Origin of the sequence: Salipiger sp. PrR007 (genome assembly GCF_010499845.1) — a bacterium.
Classification (GTDB): domain Bacteria; phylum Pseudomonadota; class Alphaproteobacteria; order Rhodobacterales; family Rhodobacteraceae; genus Salipiger; species Salipiger pacificus_A.
Map to the genome: position 1 here is coordinate 144689 of NZ_JAAGOZ010000017.1, position 18022 is coordinate 162710.

8 protein-coding genes are annotated in these 18022 nt (G+C 68.8%); 7 read left to right on the forward strand and 1 reads right to left on the reverse strand.

What is annotated here, in order from left to right; translation table 11 throughout:
* Positions 1-9: 9 nt before the first annotated feature.
* The 7 genes from G0Q01_RS07650 to G0Q01_RS07680 all read left to right on the forward strand — a co-directional run bounded on the left by G0Q01_RS07650 (position 10) and on the right by G0Q01_RS07680 (position 16829).
* The gene (locus tag G0Q01_RS07650; RefSeq protein WP_164213193.1) at positions 10-876 is read left to right on the forward strand and encodes a glycosyltransferase family 2 protein; all 867 of its coding nucleotides are present in this window, start codon (positions 10-12) and stop codon (positions 874-876) included.
* Entirely contained in the window at positions 873-2240 is a 1368-nt protein-coding gene (locus tag G0Q01_RS07655) for an oligosaccharide flippase family protein (protein WP_164213194.1), read from the forward strand. Before G0Q01_RS07650 ends, G0Q01_RS07655 begins: the two co-directional genes overlap by 4 nt.
* A 205-nt stretch (positions 2241-2445) precedes the next feature.
* Positions 2446-8904: a type I polyketide synthase gene (locus tag G0Q01_RS07660; protein WP_255455575.1), complete on the forward strand. Its 6459-nt coding sequence runs from the start codon at positions 2446-2448 to the stop codon at positions 8902-8904.
* Between the two features lie 3 nt (positions 8905-8907).
* Positions 8908-9921 (forward strand): glycosyltransferase family 2 protein, encoded by a 1014-nt coding sequence (locus tag G0Q01_RS07665; RefSeq protein ID WP_164213195.1) that lies wholly within the window; start codon positions 8908-8910, stop codon positions 9919-9921.
* Positions 9921-14639 (forward strand): MupA/Atu3671 family FMN-dependent luciferase-like monooxygenase, encoded by a 4719-nt coding sequence (locus G0Q01_RS07670; RefSeq protein ID WP_164213196.1) that lies wholly within the window; start codon positions 9921-9923, stop codon positions 14637-14639. The genes G0Q01_RS07665 and G0Q01_RS07670 overlap by 1 nt, the downstream gene beginning before the upstream one ends.
* Before the next feature lies 1 nt (position 14640).
* The gene (locus G0Q01_RS07675) at positions 14641-15297 is read left to right on the forward strand and encodes a 4'-phosphopantetheinyl transferase (RefSeq protein ID WP_164213197.1); all 657 of its coding nucleotides are present in this window, start codon (positions 14641-14643) and stop codon (positions 15295-15297) included.
* Between the two features lie 221 nt (positions 15298-15518).
* A complete protein-coding gene (locus tag G0Q01_RS07680; protein ID WP_164213198.1) occupies positions 15519-16829 on the forward strand; it encodes a Wzz/FepE/Etk N-terminal domain-containing protein in 1311 nt (436 codons plus the stop codon).
* A 62-nt stretch (positions 16830-16891) separates the two neighbouring features.
* On the opposite strand, the gene G0Q01_RS07685 is transcribed toward G0Q01_RS07680, so the two are convergent.
* Positions 16892-17983, reverse strand: coding sequence for a CpsD/CapB family tyrosine-protein kinase (locus tag G0Q01_RS07685; RefSeq protein ID WP_164213199.1), 1092 nt, complete (start codon positions 17981-17983; stop codon positions 16892-16894).
* Positions 17984-18022 lie beyond the last annotated feature (39 nt).

The following is an 18022-nucleotide window of genomic DNA, read 5'->3' on the forward strand; positions in this document are numbered from 1 at the left end:
GTACGGATCATGGCATCTGACGAGTATCGGTTTCCTGGCAGCCCCGCGGTTTCGGTGATCCTGCCCGCCTGCAACGAGAGCGCGCTGATCGGCGCGTGCCTGAAGGCTCTGCTGGCCTCGGACTGGCCCGGGGACAGCCCCGCGCCCGAGGTCATCGTGGTTGCCAATGGCTGCGTGGATGACACCGCCGCGCGCGCCCGCGGGGCCATCGACGGCTTCGCCGCGCGGGGTTGGCGCCTGCGGGTGATCGAGCGGGCAGAGGGCGGCAAGCTCGCCGCGCTCAATGCCGGTGACGCAGAGGCACTCTCGGGCATCCGCATCTACCTCGACGCCGATGTGACGGTCAGCAAGGCGCTTCTCGCACAGCTTTACGCCGCCCTGAGCCGGCCCGGCGCGCGCTATGCCAGCGGACGGCTGCGGATCACCGCCCACGGCTGGGCCGCCCGCGCCTATGCCCGGACCTGGCGGCAGGTGCCCTTCATGTCCGACGGCGTGCCCGGCTGCGGTGTCTTCGCGGTCAACGCCGAGGGCCGCGCGCGCTGGCCCGAGTTTCCCGACGTCATTTCGGACGACACCTTCGTGCGGCTCAGCTTCACCCCCGAAGAGCGCGCCTCGGTGCCCGCGTATTACGAATGGCCCATCGCCGAGGGGCTGGCCGCGCTGGTGCGCGTGCGTCGCAGGCAGGACGCCGGGGTGGCGCAGGTTGGCAAACTCTATCCGCGGCTTCTAGGCAATGACGACAAGCTGCCGCTTTCGGCCATCGGCAAGTTGCGCATGGCGCTGCGCGATCCGATCGGCTTTGCCGTCTACAGCGGTGTGGCGCTGCTGGTGCGGCTGACCCCGCAGGCGCACCCGGAGTGGAGCCGCAGCCGGTGAGCACCACCCTGATCCAACGCTTTTCCGGGGCCTCGCTCGGCGCCCGGGTGCTGCGCTCGTCGCTGCTCACCGTCGGCAGCTTCGGCTTTTCGCAGGCGCTGCGGCTCGGCAGCAATCTGATCCTCACCCGGCTGCTCTTCCCCGAGGCTTTCGGTCTCATGGCGCTGGTCTCGGTCTTCCTGATGGGGCTGATGCAGTTCTCGGACGTGGGCGTCACCCCGGCGATCCTGCAAAGCAAGCGCGGCGACGATCGGGCATTCCTCGACACCGCCTGGACCATCCAGGTGCTGCGTGGAATTGGCCTCTGGCTCTGTGCCTGCGCGCTGGCCTGGCCCATGTCGCTGTTCTACGACGAGCCGCAGCTTATGCACCTGCTGCCTGTGGCGGGGCTGTCACTGCTGATCGTCGGCTTCCGCCCGACCCGCATGGACAGCGCTAACCGTCACCTGCTGCTCGGCCGGGTCACCCTGCTCGAGCTTGCCACCCAGACCATCGGTGTCGGCAGTGCGGTGCTTCTGGCCTGGGCCACCGGCTCGGTCTGGTCGCTGGTGCTCTCCGGGCTGATCAGCAGCCTCGTCGAGGTGACCGCCAACTCGCTGCTGCTGGCGGGGGGGCGCAACCGCTTCCGCATGGAGCCAGAGGCGCGGCACGAACTGGTGACCTTCGGCAAATGGATCTTCCTGTCGACGGTCTGCGGCTTCTTCTTCAGCCAGGGCGACAAGATCCTGATCGGCAAATATCTCAGCCTCGACGCCTTCGGGGTCTACAACATCGGCTACTTCCTCGCCTCCTTCCCGATGCTGCTGGGCGGCATGGTGACGCGCAAGGTGCTGATCCCGATCTACCGCGAGAGCCCGCCGCGCGAAAGCCGCCAGAACTTCCTGCGCCTGCGCAAGATGCGCTTTTCAGTGACTGGCGCGCTTCTGGTGCTGGTCGCCAGCTTCGCCGTCTGCGGCCACGGGCTGGTCGAACTGATGTACGACGAGCGCTATCTTGCCGCCGGGGCGGTGACTGTGCTCATCGCCTGCATGCAGATGCCGCAGATCATCGTGCAGACCTACGACCAAGCGGCGCTGGCGGCGGGTGACAGCCGCAGCTTCTTCGTCCTCGCGCTTGCGCGGGCGCTGCTGATGGTGGGCTGCATCCTCGTCGGGCTGGAAACCTACGGGCTGATCGGTGCTCTGCTCGGCTACGGCGCGGCCTTTGCGCTGGCTTATCCGGTGGTGGTCTGGCTGGCGCGGCGCATGGGCGTCTGGGATCCGCTGCACGACCTGTGCTTCGCGCTCTTCGGCGCGGCGCTGGCGGCGCTTGCAATCTCGCTCAACTGGCCCGCCGTCACCGCGCTCAGCAGCCAGGGCTGGTGAGCCCCGCCGGTCTCGCGCCTGCGGCGACAGCGGCCCGAGACACGCGCGGTCACGCCTGATAGTCTCCTTTGCGGCGGACAGTGCCGTGACCTGTCCCGCTTTGTTTCCCGCGACGGCGGATCACGCCGCATTGCGCCCAATTTTCTCCGTAATCTGTCTTTACGGAGCATGAGGTCGCGGGGTTTGTGCGAGTGAGGAAGGCTTCTTGGACAGTCAACGTGACATCGCCGAGACAGGTACCGCAGAGACGGACATTGCCATCGTCGGCATGGCCGCGCATCTGCCCGGCGCCGCCGATATCGCCGCCTATTGGGAGAACCTGCGTGAGGGCCGCCGCGCCATCCGCCGGTTCACCGAGGATGAGTTGCGCGCGGCCGGCGAAGACCCGGGCCTGCTGCGCCACCGCGACTACGTGCCCTTCGGGGCGCCGCTCGATGGTTTCGAGATGTTCGATGCGGAGTTCTTCGGCTTCGCTCCCAAGGATGCGGCGATCATGGACCCGCAGCACCGGCAGTTCCTCGAAACCTCCTGGGAGGCGCTCGAGACCGCCGGTCACGTCCCCGACAGCTTCGACGGCTCCATCGGGGTCTTCGGCGGCGTCGGCATGGGCAGCTATTTCTACGTCAACCTGTGCTCCAACCCCGAGCTCGTCGACAGCACGGGCATGTTCCTGCTGCGCCATACCGGAAACGACAAGGACTTCCTGACCACGCGGCTCAGCTACGTGCTCGACCTGCACGGGCCGTCGGTCAACGTCCAGACCGCCTGTTCCACCTCGCTCGTCGCCACCCATTTCGCCGTTCAGGCGCTGCTGAGCGGTGAATGCGACATGGCGCTGGCGGGCGGCGTGACCATCGAGCTGCCGCAGGGGCGCGGCTATCTCTACCGCGAGAACGAAATCCTCTCGCCCGACGGCGAATGCCATGCCTTCGATCACCGCGCGCAGGGCACGGTCTTCGGCTCGGGCGCCGGGGTCGTGGTGCTGCGCCGCCTCGGGGATGCGCTTGCCGACGGCGATCACGTCTGGGCGGTCATCAAGGGCTCGGCGATCAACAACGACGGCGCGGGCAAGGCTGGCTATCTCGCCCCTTCGGTCGATGGTCAGGCGCAGGCGATCGCCGAGGCGCAGGCCGTGGCAGGCGTCAGCCCGGACAGCATCGATTACGTCGAATGCCACGGCACCGGCACCTATCTCGGTGATCCCATCGAGGTCGCGGCTCTGACCCAGGCCTTTTCGGGAAGCGGCTCTAATCAAGGGCATTGCCGGATCGGCTCGGTGAAGACCAATATCGGCCACCTCGACACCGCCGCCGGGGTCGCGAGCCTGATCAAGACCTCGCTGGCGCTGCACCATGGGCAGATACCGCCCTCGCTGAGCTACGAGAAACCCAACCCCGCCATCGACTTCGAAAACTCGCGCTTCGTGGTGAACGACACGCTGACACCATGGACGCGCGGCGATCATCCGCGCCGCGCCGGGGTGAACTCGCTCGGTGTCGGCGGCACCAATGCCCATGTGGTCCTGCAAGAGGCGCCGCCGCGCCCGGCTTCGGAGCAGAGCGACTGGCCGTTCCAGATCCTCACCCTGTCGGGCCGCAACAAGGCGGCGCTGGAGCAGAACGCGCAGCGCCTCGCCACACATCTGCGCGCGCATCCAGAGCAGCCACTGGCCGATGTCGCCTTCACCCTGAAGCAGGGTCGCCGCGCCTTCGAAAAGCGCCGCGTTGTGGTCGCCGCGAGCCATGAGGAGGCTGCGCGCCTGCTGGAGGAAAACACCCCCCGCCGGGTGCATACTCATAGCGCGCTCGACCGGCCCGACGTCGCCTTCCTCTTCCCCGGCGGCGGCGCGCAATACGCCGGCATGGGGCGCGATCTTTACGAAACAGAGCCTGTTTTCGCCGATTGGATGAACCGCGGACTGGCCGCGCTGGCCGAGATCACCGACGCGGACATCCGCGCCCTCTGGCTGCCCGCGCCGGAAGCGAAGGCGGCGGCCGAGGAGGCGCTGAAACGCCCCTCCCTGCAGCTGCCGCTGATCCTGATGATGGAAGTGGCGCTTGCGAAGCTCTGGATGAGCTGGGGTCTCGAGCCCGCCGCGCTCGCGGGGCATTCCATGGGCGAGAACACCGCGGCCTGCATCGCGGGCGTGATGAGCTTCGAGGACTGCATCGGCCTTGTGCACCTGCGCGGACGGCTCTTCGACACGGTGCCGGCAGGCGGCATGCTCTCGGTCGGCCTGCCCGCCGAGACGCTGCAGGGCTACCTCGGCGCCGATCTCGACCTCGGCGCGGTCAATGCGCCCGAGCTCTCGGTGGCCTCGGGGCCTGCAGAGGCGCTGAAATCGCTTGAACAGAGACTGATCGCGGACGGTATCGACTGCCAGCGCATCGCCATCGACATCGCTGCGCACAGCCGGATGCTGGAGCCGATCCTCGAGCAGTTCCGCGCCTACCTGCGCTCCATCGACCTCAGCCCGCCGCGCATCCCGCTGACCTCGAACCTCAGCGGCAGCTGGATGACCGACGAAGAGGCGACCAGCCCCGATTACTGGGTCGAGCATCTGCGCGGGACCGTGCATTTCGCTGATTGCGTGGCGACGCTTGCCGCGCATCAGAGCCGCATTTTCCTAGAGGTCGGCCCGGGCAAGGCGCTTTCCTCGCTTGCCCGCCAGCACCCCGCGGTCCCCGGCCAGCAGGTGCTTTCCTCGCTGCGTCACCCCGACGAAGAGATCGCCGACGACCGCCACATGTTCGAGGTGCTGGGCCGTCTCTGGGCGCTCGGCGCCGAGATCGACTGGGCGCAGGTCTGGGGCGAGGCCCGGCGCAACCGCGTCGTGCTGCCCACCTACGCCTTCCAGCGCGCGCCCTACTTCATCGCGCCGGGCAAACAGGCCGAGCCCGCGCCGAAGCACCTGATGCGCAGCGACAACCTGACCGACTGGGGCTGGAAGCCGGTCTGGCGCCCGCGCGTCGCCGAGGCTGCGCTGGACGTCACCGAGGCGCTTGCGACGGTCGAGCCGCAGGTCTGGCTGATGTTCATGGACGAGGCCGGGCTCGCCGCCCGCTGCGCCGCGCGGCTCGGTGTCGCTGGCCATGAGGTGATCGAGGTGCGCCCCGGCGATGTCTTCTCCCGCCTCTCGGACAGCTCCTATATCCTGCCGCCCGAGCGGGGCCGCGAGGGCTACGACCTGCTGCTGCAGGACCTTGCGCTTCGGGGTCATGTGCCCACGCGTATCGCGCATTTCTGGCTGGTGACCGAGGGCGAGACTCACCGTCCCGGCTCGAGCTTCTTCCACCGCGTGCAGGAGCAGGGCTTCTACTCGCTGCTCTTCCTCGCGCAGGCCATGGCCGAGGAACCGCTGCCGCGTCCGCTGCAGATGACCGTGCTGACCACCGGCGCCGCGCAGGTGCAGGACGAGCCGCTGGCGCATCCGTCCAAGGCGACCATCGCCGGACCTGCCCGTGTCATCCCGCGCGAAGTGCCCGGTGTGCGTGTCGAAACGCTGGATCTGGTCCTGCCCGAGCGCGCGGCCCACACGCCTTTTGCCCGGCGCAAGGCCGAGGCCGCGCACGAGGTCGCCTTCGTCCGGCTCACCGATCTCGTGCTCGAGGACCTGCTTGCCGAGCCCGGGGATGCGACCGCCGCCCTTCGACACGGCCGCCGGTTCGAATGCATCATGACCCCCGTGCCGCTGCCCGAGGGCGCGCCGCAGCCGGGGCGGGGGACCTACCTGCTCACCGGTGGCTTCGGCGGCATTGGATTGTCGCTCGGCATGGCCTTCGCAAAGCACGGCGCCAAGCTGATCCTTGTCGCCCGCCGCGCCCTGCCTGCGCGCGAGGGCTGGCCGGGATACCTTGCCCGCCACGCGCCGCAGGAGGCCATCGCCCGCCGCATCCGCGCTGTGCTGGCGCTCGAGGAGGCCGGGGCCGAAGTCATGGTGATCGCCGCCGACGTCTGCAACCGCGCCGGGCTTCAGGCCGCGCGGGATGCGGCCGAGGCGCGCTTTGGCCGCATCACCGGGGTGATCCACGCCGCGGGCGTCATCGACGACGCGCCTCTGCTGACCAAGACGCCGGCCTCGGTGGAGGACGTCTTTACCCCGAAAATCCACGGCACGCAGGTGCTGGGCGAGGTCTTCCCCGATGGCGCCACCGACTGGATCGCGCTCTTCTCGTCCTCCTCCACCGTCACCGCCCCGGCGGGGCAGGTGGATTACGTCGCCGCCAACGAGTTTCTCAACGCCTTCGCGCGGTCGCGCGCCGGCGGGCAGACGCAGGTCACCGCGATCAACTGGGACATCTGGAACGAGGTCGGCATGGCCGCCGAGGCCGTCGCCGCCCGCAGCGGAGATCTGCCTGCGCCGCCCGTGGCGCCCACTGGCCTGCCACTGCTTGGCAACGCCACCTTCGACCGTTTCGGCAACCGGCTGTTCACGAGCACGCTCTCGACGGATGACTGGATCATCGACGAGCACCGCACCCGCGCGGGCGACGCCCTTTTGCCGGGCACCGGCTATCTGACCCTTGCAGCCCATGCGCTGAAGGCGCAGCACGAAGACCAGCCTTTCGAGATCCGCGACCTCGCCTTCCTGCGCCCGTTGCGGGTGGCCGCTGATCGCCCCCGCGACCTTCGCCTGCGACTCACCCGCCGCGACGAGGGGTACGGCTTCGAGGTGCTGGCCGATGCAACGCTGAATGGTCGTTGTGGGTTCGCGCTCACGGCGCAGGCGACGCTGTCGCTCCTGCCCCTGCAGCGCCCGGCACGGCTCGACGTGACAGCCCTGCGCGCCCGATGCGCTGCCCCCGAGCGCGCGCCGCGCGGTAGCAAGCTCGCCGCCGCGCAGGACCAGCAGCTTGCCTTCGGGCCGCGCTGGAAGGTGCTCGACGCCGCGGCGCTGAGGCAGGGCGAGGGGGTTGCCGATCTCTCCTTGTCGCCCGAGGCGGCGCAGGACGGCTGCCTGCTGCACCCGGCGCTTCTCGACATCGCCACCGGCTGGGCGATGGCGCTGATCCCGGGCTGGCAGCCGACCCACCTCTGGGTGCCGGTGTCCTACGCCCGAGTCCGCGTCTACGCACCTTTGCCGGATCGTATCGTGAGCTGGGTCCGCAGTGCGGCGGACACTCGGGCCGAGAGCGGAACCGCCAGCTTCGACGTCACCCTCTGCGCGCCCGATGGCAGCGTGCTGATGGAGATCACCGGCTTCACCCTCCGCCGCCTCGACACGCCCGAGCAGTTGCAGGCCGCGCCGCGGCTCACCGCTGCCGAGCTGGAGACCGAGGACCAGGGCGCCGCGCAGCCGCTCTCGCCCGCAGAGGAGCGGCTGGCCCACACCCTGTCGCAGGGCATCCTGCCCGAAGAAGGCGTCGAGGGTTTTGCCCGCGCGCTGGCGCTCGGCCTGCCGCAAGTGGTGGTCTCTTCGATGGATCTCGATCAGCTCAGACGGCAGAGTGCCGCCGCGAGCCTCGACACGCCCGAGGGGCAGAGCTTCGAGCGCCCGCAACTGGACAGCGATTTCGTCGCCCCCGAGGGCGAGATAGAGCGCACGCTCGCCGGGTTCTGGCAGGAGCTTCTCGGCGTCCAGAGCGTCGGGGCCGAAGACAGTTTCTTCGACCTTGGCGGGCACAGCCTGATTGCCGTGCGGCTGTTTGCCATGGTGCGCAAGGCCTTCCGCGTCGATTTCCCGATCTCGGTGCTGTTCGAGGCGCCGACCATCCGCCGCTGCGCCGCGCTCATCGCCGAGCGCACGGGCCACGTGGGCGGCGCAGAGAGCGAAACGCCCAAGACCCCCGAGCGCCGCTTCACCCATCTGGTGCCAATGCACGACGGAGAGGGCGGGCCGCGCCGGCCGTTCTTCCTCGTGGCGGGGATGTTCGGCAACGTGCTCAACCTGCGCCATCTCGCGCATCTTCTGGGGGCCGACCGGCGCTTCTACGGGCTGCAGGCCAAGGGGCTCTACGGCGGCGAGGCACCCCATGCGACCATCGAGGCTGCCGCCGCCGATTACATCGCCGAGATGCGGCAGGTGCAGCCCGAGGGCCCCTACATGCTCGGCGGCTTTTCGGGCGGTGGGATCACCGCCTATGAGATCGCCCGCCAGCTCGAGTCCCTGGGCGAAGAGGTGGCGCTCTGCGTCCTGCTCGACACACCGTTGCCGACGCGCCGCCCGCTCGGACGCGCCGACCGCCTGCGCATCCAGTGGCAGGAAGCCAGGGCCAAAGGCCCGCTTTACCCGCTGATATGGGCGCGCAACCGCCTGCGCTGGGAGATCGCCAAGCGCCGCGCCAGCGAGGCCACCCACGCCGGGCACGCCTTCCACAACGCCGAGATCGAAGCCGCCTTCCTGCAGGCCGTGGCGCAGTACCGCGTCCGCCCCTGGGACGGGAAACTGGTGCTCTACCGCCCGCCGCTGGTCGGCAAGTGGCAGGTTGGCGGCGGCCGCATGGTGAATTCGGAACGCGCCTACGTGCTGGCCGACAACGACTGGGGACAATATGTGCCCGGGGTCGAGGTGCACGAGGTGCCGGGGGATCACGATTCCATGGTGCTCGAGCCCAACGTACGGGTGCTGGCCGCGCAAATGCGGCAGGCCATTGCCGAGGCCGAGGCCGAGGCATCTGCCCCCGACCGCCGGGCGATGCCGGTCCCTGCCGAGGCGGCGGAATAGCCCATGCCGCGCGTGCTCGTCATATCGCTCAACTACCGCACGGCAGAGATGACCCTGCGTTCGGCGCAGGCGGCGCTGCGCGCCCTGCAGGGTCTCGAGGCGGAGCTGGTGATCGTCGACAATGCCAGTGGCGACGGATCTTACGAAAAGATGAAGGCTGCGCTCGCGGCAGAGGACTGGGCCCGGGGCGCGCCGATCCGATTGATCGGCTCCGACCACAACGGCGGCTTCGGCGCGGGCAACAACATCGGCATCCACGCGGGATGGTCGGACGGCAGCCGCCCCGACTACGTCTACCTGCTGAACTCCGACGCCTTTCCCGCGCCGGATGCGATCCGCGCGCTGGTCGCACATCTCGAAGCGCACCCCGAGGCGGGCCTGGCCGGAAGCTATCTTCACGGCGAGGACGGCGAGACGCATATGACCGCGTTCCGCTTCCCCTCCATCGCCTCGGAATTCGAAGGCGCCGCCCGCTTCGGCCCGGTCTCGCGGCTGCTGCGGCGCAAGGCCGTGCCGATGCCTGTCCCCGCTGGGACACAGCGCGTGGATTGGCTGGCCGGTGCATCATTGATGATGCGGCAGGCGGTGCTGGCCGAGATTGGGCTCTTCGACGAGACCTTCTTCCTCTACTTCGAGGAAACCGAGCTCTGCCACCGCGCCGCCCGTGCCGGGTATCAGACCCATTACGTGCGGGACAGCGAGGTCATGCACATCGGCTCGGTCTCGACGGGTATGAAGCGCTGGACCCGCATTCCGACCTTCTGGCTCGACAGCCGCTGGCATTATTTCTCCAAGACCCACGGGCGGGGCTACGCGGGGCTGGCGACGCTGTCGCACGCCTGCGGCGGGCTGCTCTGGCGGCTGCGTCGGGTGATCCAGCGCAAGCCCGCCGCCGATCCCGCGCACTTCCTGCGCGACCTGATATCCCATGACCTCCGCGCCCTGTTCCGGCCCGCGGCGCGACGCGCCGTCCCCGCGGGGACAGGCGGCGCAGAGGCGAACGCGGAGAGACTGTGATGGACAAGTTCAGCTCTGTCGTCATCGGCAACGAGTCCTTGCTGGTGCAATGCGCCGGGAAGCTGCAGGCCGCCGGACATCGCATCGAGGCGGTTGTGACCAGAAATCCCGAAATCGGGAAATGGGCGATGGATCAGGGAATCTCGGTCGTCGCGCCCGGTCCCGGTCTGGCAGAGCGACTGTCGCAGCCCTTCGATTACCTGCTCTCGATCTCTAATCTGGACATAATTCCCGCGGATGTGCTGGCGCTGCCCGTCAGGGGCACGGTAAATTTCCACGACGGCCCGCTGCCGCGGCACGCCGGGCTCAACGCCCCGGTCTGGGCGCTGATCGAGGGCGAAACCCGCCATGGCATCACCTGGCATATGATCGAGGGCGGCGTGGACGAGGGCGATATCCTTGTGACCCGCGGCTTCGACATCTCGGCCAGCGACACCGCGCTGACGCTGAACGCCAAGGCTTTCGAGGCGGCCATCGACAGTTTCGACGAGGTGATCGATCAGCTGGCGACCGACCTGAAACGCCTGCCTCAGGACCTCTCGCAACGCAGCTACCACGCGCTCGCCGACCGGCCCTCGGGCCACGGGCTGCTGGATTTCACCAAGCCCGCCACCGACCTTGCCCGGCTGGTGCGGGCGCTGGATCACGGCGGCTATGCCAACCCGCTCTCGGCCCCGAAGGTGCGCGCCAATGGGCGCATCTGGCTGGTGGGCGAGGCCCGGGGGATCGAGGGGCGTGGCACCCCGGGGGAGATCCTCGAGGCCAGCGACGATCATCTCACCGTGGCCTGCGGCAGCGGCGCGCTGCGGCTGGCGCATTTCACCCATCCCTGCGGCGCGCCGGCGCTGGTGGCGCAGGTTGGCAAACCCGGCGGGGCGCTGGATCTCGTGGAGTCGGAGGAGCGCGCCCGGATCGACACCGCCATCCGGACCGTCGCCCCGCATGAACCCTTCTGGCGCGGACGGTTGGCCGAGCTGCGCCCCTTTGAAATGCCGGGTCTCGGGCGGCAGACGGGCGCGATCACCCGTCGCACGCTCTCGCTCGGCGAGGCCGATCTCGCCGCGGTCGTCGGCGCCTTTGCCGTGCGGCACGACCCGCAGGGGGTGTGCGACATCGCCCTTGCCGACCTCGCGCTGAGCGGGCTGGCCAAGAGCGGGATACTCACCCCCTGGGTGCCGCTGCGCGCCGAGGCCGAGGGGGATGCCAACGCACTGCAGGCGCGTATGGCCGAGGCCATGACCGAGGCGCGCAGGCGCCGGGGCTTTGCCACCGATCTGCCCGCCCGCACGCCCGAGTTGAGCGGTGCGCCACAGGTGCCGCATCTGGGGCTGAGCCTTGCCGCCGGGCCAATCCCCGGCGCGGTGCTGACCGTCGAGCAGACCGCTCAGGGCATCCTGCTGCATGCCGGCATCGGCCGCATCCCAGCCGCGCAGGTGGAGCTGATCGCCGCCCGGCTTGAGCTGATCGCGGCGCATCTGACCGGCGACACCGAGATTCGCGACCTGCCGATCCTGCCCGAGGCCGAGCGCGCGATGGTCATCGACCTGTGGAACGCCACTGGCGTGGCGCATGACCGCGACCTGACGGTTCAGGCCGCGTTCGAGGCGCAGGTGGCCAAGACCCCCGAGGCCGTGGCGCTGGTTTTCGAGGGGCAGAGCCTGAGCTACGCCGACCTCGACGCCCGCGCCAACCGCGCGGCGCAGGTGCTGCAGGCCATGGGCGTCGGGCCGGGCGTGGTCGTGGGACTCTGCACGCGCCGCTCGATCGACCTGCTGGTCGGGGCGCTTGGAATCCTCAAGGCGGGCGGTGCCTATCTGCCGCTTGACCCGGCCTATCCGGCGGAGCGGCTGCAGCACTACATCGCCGACAGCGGTGCGCCGGTGATCGTCACCCAGTCGGCGTTGGCGAAGACCCTGCCGGAGCATGAGGCGCAGCTTCTGCTGCTCGACGCCGACCCGCGCTTATCGCAAGCTCCGGCCTTGCGCCCCGAGGCGACCAGCGGGCCCGAGGACATTGCCTATCTGATCTACACCAGCGGCTCGACGGGCACGCCGAAAGGGGTGATGGTCGAGCACCGCAACGTGGTGAACTTCTTTTCCGGAATGGACGCCGTCGTGCCGCACGAGCCGGCGGGCACATGGCTGGCGGTGACCTCGCTCAGCTTCGATATCTCGGTGCTGGAGCTTTTCTACACGCTGGCGCGCGGCTTCAAGGTGGTGCTGACCTCGGACGAGGACCGGGGGCTGATCTCGAACGGGCCGATGCCGCTCTCGGACGCGCGCATGGATTTCTCGCTCTACTACTGGGGCAACGACGACGGTGCCGGCCGCGACAAGTACCGGCTGCTGCTCGAGGGCGCGAAGTTCGGTGACAGAAACGGCTTCTGCGCGGTCTGGACCCCCGAGAGGCACTTCCACGCCTTTGGCGGGCCCTACCCGAACCCCTCTGTGACCGGGGCGGCGGTGGCGGCGGTGACCCAGAACCTCGCCGTGCGCGCAGGCTCGGTGGTCTCGCCGCTGCACCACCCGGCGCGGATCGCCGAGGAATGGGCGGTAATCGACAACCTGACGAACGGCCGCGCCGGGCTGGCACTGGCCTCGGGCTGGCAGCCGGATGACTTCGTGCTGCGCCCCGAGAACACGCCGCCGGACAACAAGAAGGCCGTCATCGAGAATATCTCCCAGATCCGAGAACTATGGGCGGGACGGCCTGTCGCCTTTCCGCGCAAGGACGGCTCGACCCATGACGTGGTGACCCAGCCACGGCCCGTGTCCATGGAGCTGCCGCTCTGGCTGACCGTCGCCGGCAACCCGCAGACCTGGAAGGATGCGGGCACCCATGGCTGCAACGTGCTGACGCACCTGCTGGGCCAGAGCATCGACGACGTGGCCGAGATGATCCGCCTCTACCATGCGGCGCTGCGCGAGGCCGGGCGCGATCCCAAGGATTTCACCGTCACCTTGATGCTGCACAGCTACATCGCCGAAACCCGTGAGCAGGCGCGCGAGACCGCGCGCGGGCCGATGCGCGAGTACCTGCGGTCCGCGGCGGCGCTGATCAAGCAATACGCCTGGGCCTTCCCGGCGTTCAAACGCCCGAAGGGGGTGAACAACGCTTTCGATCTGGATCTCGACATTCTGGAACCCGACGATCTGGAGGCCATTCTCGATTTCGCCTTCGAGCGGTATTTCACCGAAAGCGGGCTCTTTGGCACGGTCGAGGACGCGCTTGAGCGCACCGAGCAGCTGAAACGGATCGGCGTGGGAGAGATCGCCTGCCTGATCGACTACGGCATCCCGGTCGAGACCGTGCTGCAGGGTCTGAGGCCGTTGGCCGAGGTGGTGAAGCGGGCCAATGTGGCGCCGGAACTGGCGGAGGAGGACTTCTCGATCGCCGCGCAGATCCTGCGCCATGGGGTGACGCATATGCAGTGCACCCCGTCGATGGCGCGGATGATCGCGATGAACGACGAGGCGCGCTATGCGCTGTCGAAGGTGGCGCACCTCTTTCTCGGCGGCGAGCCGCTGCCCGGCGCGCTGGTCGAGGAGTTCGGGCGGATCACGGACGCTTCGATCACCAACATGTATGGGCCGACCGAGACGACGATCTGGTCCTCGACCGAGGATGCGCGCGCGGACGAGGGCGTGGTGAACATCGGCCTGCCGTTGGCCAACCAGCAGCTCTACGTGCTGGACGAGGCGCGGCAACCGGTGGGCGTGGGCGTGCCGGGCGAGCTCTGGATCGGCGGCGAGGGGGTGACGCGCGGCTATTGGGGACAAGAGGCGCTGACCGGGGAACGCTTCGTGTCCAACCCGTTCCATTCGGGCCGTATGTACCGCACCGGCGATCTGGTGCGGCGGCGAATGGATGGGCGGATCGACTTCATCGGCAGGGTCGACCATCAGGTGAAGCTGCGCGGCTACCGCATCGAGCTGGGCGAGATCGAGGCCGTCATGGAGGCGCAGCCGGGGGTCTCACAGGCGGTTGTCGTGGTGCGCGAGGACAGCCCCGGCGATCTGCGGCTCGTGGGGTATTACACCGCGTCCGTCAAGGTGGACGAGGGCGGGCTGCGGGCCGCGATGGGCAGCGGATTGCCCGCCTTCATGGTGCCCGCGCATTTTGTCAGGCTCGACGCCTTCCCCCTGACGCCGAACAAGAAAATCGACCGCAAGGCGCTGCCCGCGCCCGTGGCGCGGCGGGACGCGCCGACGTCGGTAGAAGCACCTATGGCCGCCGCGCCGACTCCCGTGGCGACGCCCGCGCAGACGGTGGACACAACGCGGGTCGAGGCAGAGGTCGCCGAGATCTGGTCGACCGTGCTGGGGGTGCAGGGGCTCTCCGGGCGGGACAATTTCTTCGAGCTGGGCGGGCATTCGCTGCTCGCGGTGCAGGCGCATCGGGCGATCCGCGACGGGCTGGGGGTGAAGGGCCTGTCGATCACCGACATCTTCCGCTTCCCGGTCCTGGCGGACCTGGCCGAGCGGGTCGCGGGGCTTACCGGCGGCGTGGCTGCGCCCGCGCCCAAGCGGGCTGCACCAGAGGGACCGGTCGTGCCGAGCGCGCCTGAGACTGAGACCGAGACAGCGATAGAGACGGGGGTCGGGACGGAGACGGGTCGCGCCGCGCCGGAGGTGGCTCCGCCGCTCAACCCGCGCGCACAGATGCGGGCGGACCTCATGAACCGGCGTCGCGAGATGCGCGCCAAGAGGCGCGCGTGACATGGTCCGGCCCGAGGATCTCAGGGATCTGCTGAATGGGGTCACGCTGCCCGAGGGTCTGGTCTGGGCGGTGTCGGAGCCGGTGGAGGATCTGTCGGAGCTTTTCCCCGAGGAACGCGCCGGCATCTCCCGGGCGGTCCCGAAGCGGCAGGCGGAATTTGCCGGTGGGCGGCTGGCGGCGCGTGCGGCGCTGCGCCAGCTCGGCCTGCGGGACGTTGCCATTCCCAAGGGTGCGGACCGGGCACCGGTCTGGCCCGAGGGCGTTGTCGCCAGCATCACCCATACCGAGGGTCTCTGCCTTGCCATGGCGGCAAGGGCGCGGGACTGGCGCGGACTGGGAATCGATCTTGAGGTCGATCGTCCGATGCGCTCGGAGCTGATCCGCAGCATTGCCAGCGTGCCCGAGCTGGCGCGGCTCTCGCCGATGCCTTTCTCGCGCGCCGGAGTGAGAATCTTCAGCGCCAAGGAGGCGGCCTACAAGGCGCAGTACCCGCTGACCGGGGCGCTCTTTGGTTTCGAGGCGATGGAATCACGCCTGCCGCTGGGGGCGATGCGAATGGTGGCGAAAATGGGGCTTGGGGCTGGGGCGACTTTGCCGATGCTCCAGATCGTGAAATTTGACCTGATCGTGTCGATCTGCACCCTTCCCAACGAGTGATAGGCGAAAAATCCCTATTTTATGTCCTAAATGTGACCGTGATCCCGACATTGGACACGAAGTGTTTCCCGATTGGCCCGGTATAAAGATGGCGTAAACCGGGCGAAATTGTTAGATTTTGACATGAAAGCGGCGCGCCTACCCTTGGTCCCAACCCCAAATTGGCCGGGGCAGGGGCGCCGCTTTCCGATCGCATTGGGGGCCATTGCGGGAGTTTTGTTGTGAACCAGTTCCAGTCGTTTTCCGAGGTGCTCTCCGCAGTGCGCCGCCGTTTCGTTCTGATTGCCCTGACCTTCGTGGTCGGCACGGCGATCGCTGTGTTCTTCGCGCTGAACCAGCCCAAGCTCTACGAGGCGACGGCGGTGGTCCAGATCGAGGAAGCGCAGGTTGCGCCCAATCCGACCAGCGCCACAGGCGCGGCGGAGTCCGCTTCTCGGCGGGTACAGCTCATCGAGCAGCGGATCATGTCGCGCGATAACCTCGTGCGCATCATGCAAGAGCACGGGTTGTTCGTGTCCGGTCCCGAGATGCCGATGAACGAGCGCGTCTTCCGTATGCGCGAGTCGGCCTCGATCCAGGAAATTCGCGCCACCCCGAATGTCTACGCGCCGCAGAACCAGCCCTCGGGGCTGATGATCACCGTACGGCTCGACGATCCGCAGAAGGCTGCGGACGTGGCCAACGAGCTGATGTACTCGGTGATCGACATGTCGCGCAGCCGAAGCGAGACTCGGGCGCGTGACGCTCTGGCCTTCTTCGAGGCCGAGGACGCGCGGGTCGAGGCCGAGATTGAGGCGATGGATGCCCGTATCGCCGAGTTCAAGAAGCAGAATTCCGAAGCGCTGCCTTCCGGGCTGACCGCCATGCGCGACCAGCTTGGCACGCTCGAGGACAACAAGCTGCAGCTCGACCGGGACATCGTCGCGCTGCAGGCCAATTCCGCCCGCCAGCGCGAGGACGTGCAGGCCCGACAGCTGGCGTTGCTCGAAGAGCAGAGGCAGTTGGTCGCGGTGCGCATCGACGGCATCGAAGAGACCCTCCGCCGTGCCCCCGAGGTCGAGCGCGAACTCAGCGGGCTGGAGCGCGAGCGCACGCAGCTGCAGGACCAGTACAGCGTGATCACCCGCCGCAAGGCGGATGCCGAGATGGGGCAGATGCTCGAGGACCGGCAGCAGTCGGACCGCTTCGAGGTGCTCGAGACGGCGCTGGTGCCCGAGGTCTCGGCCTCGCAGAGCCGCCGCAAGCTGGTGGCCGTGGGCGCCGTGGCGAGCCTGATCGCCGGGCTGATCGCGGCCTTCGCCGCCGAGATGATGAACCCGGCCCTGCGCAGCGCGGCACAGATGGAACGGGTGCTCGGGATCCAGCCCGTGGTGGCGATCCCGCCGGTGAAAAGCCGCCGCGACCGTCGCGGCAGGGGTCTCGGCGTCGCTGCTCTGGTGCTGGCACTGGGGGCCGCGCTCTTTGGCGGGCTGCGCCTGCTGGGCGACAGGCTGCCGATGATCGAGCGTTTCTTGCCGCGCGTCGGGGCCTAGGCCAAGCTGGCCGGCGACAGGGGGAGCTGAGACGGAAAAGGCGGGCCCCGGGCCCGCCTTTCTCAGTATTGGTACTTCTTGAGGTTGGTGCCCTCGGCCTTGTTCAGCACCATGCCGAGCAGCGGCGTATCGGCGCCGAGGCGACGCTCGACCTCGCGGATCTCGCGCTCGGTGGTCAGCCCGCCGCCGACCACCATCAGCACCCCGTCGATTTGCGGCCGGAAGGCCAGAACATCGTCGTAGTAGAGCGCGGGTGGCAGATCGAAGAGCATCACGTCGGGCTGCAGCCGCGCCTCGATCGAGGTGATCACCTCGGCGGTGGCTGGCGCGTTGAGCAGCTCGGCGGCGTAGGGCTCGATGACCTCGTTGAAGCCGAAGGCGATGTTGTGCCCGGCGTGGATGTGGTTCTCGCCCATGCGCAGCAGGTGCGCCTCGGGAGGGATCACACCGCGCAGCAGCGCCCCCATGGCACCGGGCGCGCGCATCCCCATGACCTTGTGCAGCGACGGGTTGCGCAGGTCGAGATCCATCAGCAGCGCCCGCAGCCCCTCCTGCCGCGACATCGAGATGGCGAGGTTGGCGGCGGTGAACGTCTTGCCGCAGCCCTTGCTGGGCGAGGTGATGCCGACGCGGGTCCAGCCGTTCTCGGCCAGCGCCTGGGTCAAGCGGGTGCGCAGCACATCAAAGGCGGCATGGGCCGGGTCTTCGCGGCTGGCGGTGATAATGCGGTTGCGCTCGAGATGGACGCTGTCGATCTCGAGCACCGGCAGCCGGTCCCACAGCGCCCCGGCTTGGGGCGTTGCGCGGCGGGTGATCGGGCGGCGCGGGGCGGGGACGGGCTCGGCCGCCTCCGCGCAGGGCGCGGGCGGCTCGGGCGCAGGGCGCGGCGTCACGGTGCGGGCGCGGGTCGCGGCGGGCTGCCGGCGGGCGGGCTCAATCTCCGCGCGGTGCTGCTCAGTCTGGATCTGGGCAACCCGGATTTGGTCAGTCCGCATCTGGTCTGCGCGGGCCTGTTCGGTGCGGGCGTCTTCGGCCTCGCGTTCGGCTTCGCGGCGGGCGAGCCGGTCGGCGCGGCGCTCGAGCGGGAAGATCGGCGGATCCTCCGGCGTCTCATCGACCCGTTTCCGACGCTGGAACTTGCGGCGTTCTACCATACTCGTCTCTCCGCACCTCACACGCGGGCACCCCACCTG